The 2,632-nt window shown below is 36.3% G+C and carries 3 protein-coding genes and 1 pseudogene; all 4 read right to left on the bottom strand.

Annotated elements, in window-relative coordinates; translation table 11 throughout:
* Positions 1-8: 8 nt before the first annotated feature.
* Positions 9-832 (bottom strand): annotated as a pseudogene (locus CER18_RS09555) (ERF family protein).
* A gap of 160 nt (positions 833-992) precedes the next feature.
* Positions 993-1,706, bottom strand: coding sequence for a Rha family transcriptional regulator (locus CER18_RS09550; RefSeq protein WP_100129734.1), 714 nt, complete (start codon positions 1,704-1,706; stop codon positions 993-995).
* Positions 1,707-1,778: 72 nt separating this feature from the next.
* The gene (locus CER18_RS09545; RefSeq protein WP_100129733.1) at positions 1,779-2,135 is read right to left on the bottom strand and encodes an antA/AntB antirepressor family protein; all 357 of its coding nucleotides are present in this window, start codon (positions 2,133-2,135) and stop codon (positions 1,779-1,781) included.
* Positions 2,136-2,198: 63 nt separating this feature from the next.
* Entirely contained in the window at positions 2,199-2,573 is a 375-nt protein-coding gene (locus CER18_RS09540) for a hypothetical protein (RefSeq protein ID WP_100129732.1), read from the bottom strand.
* Positions 2,574-2,632 lie beyond the last annotated feature (59 nt).

The following is a 2,632-nucleotide window of genomic DNA, read 5'->3' as shown; positions in this document are numbered from 1 at the left end:
GTTCCATTTCACACCGCGGTTTGTTGTTGAGTTGGTGCATATTCAATATCTTGGATATGAATATATTCGGCATCTTGTATAGACGCGTTTATTTGCTCTTGTTTAGGGTGAGATTGTAGAGCTCTTTCTCTTTGAATGTTTTTCCTTTTTTCCAAAAGCGCCAAAACCTCTTGTGCTTGTTTAAAAGACATATGAAAGAGAGAAGCCTAATTTCTTCAGATTGTGTTTTTTTAATTAATTCTTTGATTTCATTCATCTGTTCAGGAGAGATACCTGCAAGAAGTGTTATTCCATCTGTATTGTCTTCTTTTCTTGCAACATTAAGAAGCATGCCTAAGAGATATCGACGTGCATAGCTTATCGTAGAACCAACCGCTTGTACGTTGTTTTTACTCCCTGTAGCGTCAATTGGAAATGTTCCTTGTGTTGATATCTCATTGCCTGATATATGCTTTAAAGTCATTTCTACAGTTATGTCATTTGAACTCTGCTCTTTGATACGAGAGAATAAAGCAAAGTGATGTTTTGCAAGAGGTTCTTTGATTGCATCAATATATTTATCAAGCGTTGTATAGGTGCTTTTAGTATGTGTATTAAGGGCGTTTTGTTCGATATTTTTATATTCTATTTGCATAGCAGAAAGATCACGAACAAAGTTTTGGCGCTCTTGTCGTTCTATCTCCTTTTCTCGTAATTCGAGAAGGCTCTTGAGACGGTCCAGATCAACATCATTTTCTAAAGCTCTTTCTAAAATAAGTTCCATAGCTGTCGGTTTGACTTCACAATCGTTCGTTTTGCTTACTTCTGTTAAGTTCGTGTTTTGTTGATTCATTTTGCTTTCCTCCATTGCGCGCAATTCCCCCGTGGCGTGAATCACGCATGTGTTAAAAATGGTTGTTTGGTTGTTAGAAGCCTATCTCTTGAGGCTATAGAATTTCATCAGTTAATTCGTATTTTTTATTCATAACAATAGCCTCTTAATGCATGCTTTGTCATTTAAGTTCTTGAGACAACACACCAATGCCTTTTGCTGTGATTTTTGCGCAAGGAATGACTTTTTCTATTCCATATGCAGTTTGAAGTGTGATGGTTGGACAATCCATAAGTTGCTTTTGGATTTTGTCTTGATAAGGTGGTAAATTTCCACCCGCTGCACGTCTGTAAATCCACCCTTTTTGCTGTAAGAATTGAATGAATTGTTTTGGTTGCATCTCGAGTATTTTAGCGGCTTCTGTAAGACCAAAGAGCCCATCATGACGCTGTAAGCTTTCAAGAGCCATAGCTTTTGGTGTTAAATCTTCAATGATGGTATCTTTTTGATTTATTTGACCTTGTAGGTAATTCAAAAAGCCAATCATAGCCTTTGGACTTGAATAGTCGATTTGTGGTGCGACCACTTGCTTTTCCAATTCTTGCCAGCGATCTATAATCCTAGCACGTAATGTCATGTTGTAACCTGAAACTAAGATGAGGCATTCACGTTTGGGGAGATGGTAGCAGTTTTGGGGCTTGCCTTGTTTGTCTAAATAGGTGCCCCCAAATTTGGGGAGACCTCTTTCAGCGTATAATTCTTCAAGTATTCTCTTGATATCTCGCATAACATGGTCATGCCTTTTACCACACAATTCGGCAATCTCACGACTAGACATAGTTTGAACAGTTTGGTTATTAAAATTGCTTTTGGCCGTTGTGACAAAATTATGCATGATGGACTCCTTTCAAGAAGCTTGTATTTTTTTCATATGTTCTAATAAAATTTTGCATCATCACTTCCTTAATTAAAGAAAATGCAAGATTTGATATAATTGTCTGCCCATGTTTCTATGGCGTTCTGTTTGAGCAACTTTTCTTGCTGCGTGAATTTTGAAGTGATGATTATCGGTTTTATCTGTTTCTATTTCAGATTTTGGACAAATCTTTTTTTTGTTCCATTCTTGTTTTGTAAAAACAAAATCCACACCTTCTTTTAGATCAAGCTTTTCAACACAATCATTAAACCAAGTATTAAAATCTTGTTTTAAATTTAAGTACCTATGCATGACATGGGCATTGACCATTTGGACATAACCAATACTGTTGTCTACCTCGTTTTCAGGTATGAGATATCCTTCACTATCATTATCATGTGTGTTCATAAGATTACTCTAATCAATTATTGATGGGAAAAGGGGGCGCTTTTTCAAACGCCCTTAAGAATTTTAAAGTACATCACAAGGACGCAAACGGTGTTGTTGTTCGTAAGTACCGTAGACCTCATCATTATATTTTTCTTCTGCGATCTCGTCTAAAAGTCTATTGTAAACATCACTTTCGCGTACAAAGTAATGAACCTCACTATCCTCATAGAGATCTTCAATATTTGCTTCTACATATGCTTCTGCAATATCTTCAGAGATATCTTCACAACTCTTCTCAGAAGGATTGATGCGAAAGATTTGGATTGCATCATCTACCTCATCAACAATGCTTAAAACTTGGCTTGCATCAAGTGGTCCAGACTCTGCAATGTATTGCTCTTTATCGTAAGCAACTAATAAGATTTCATTGGAATTTATAAGAATTGGCTTTTCCATAATTTCCCCTCCCTAACGCCTCTTGACGATTGTTTGTGTTAATTTATAATATATTTATA

This window comes from Bartonella tribocorum (assembly GCF_002777915.1).
In the GTDB taxonomy this organism is placed as follows: Bacteria; Pseudomonadota; Alphaproteobacteria; order Rhizobiales; family Rhizobiaceae; genus Bartonella; species Bartonella tribocorum_A.
The sequence above is the reverse complement of the archived record's forward strand: the minus strand, read 5'-3'. Positions and strand labels throughout refer to the sequence as shown.

What these genes read in the sequence shown, in the direction of transcription:
- CER18_RS09550 (WP_100129734.1), bottom strand. Translation starts at nt 1,706, where the DNA reads ATGCATAATTTTGTCACAACGGCCAAAAGCAATTTTAATAACCAAACT.
- CER18_RS09545 (WP_100129733.1), bottom strand. Translation starts at nt 2,135, where the DNA reads ATGAACACACATGATAATGATAGTGAAGGATATCTCATACCTGAAAAC.
- CER18_RS09540 (WP_100129732.1), bottom strand. Translation starts at nt 2,573, where the DNA reads ATGGAAAAGCCAATTCTTATAAATTCCAATGAAATCTTATTAGTTGCT.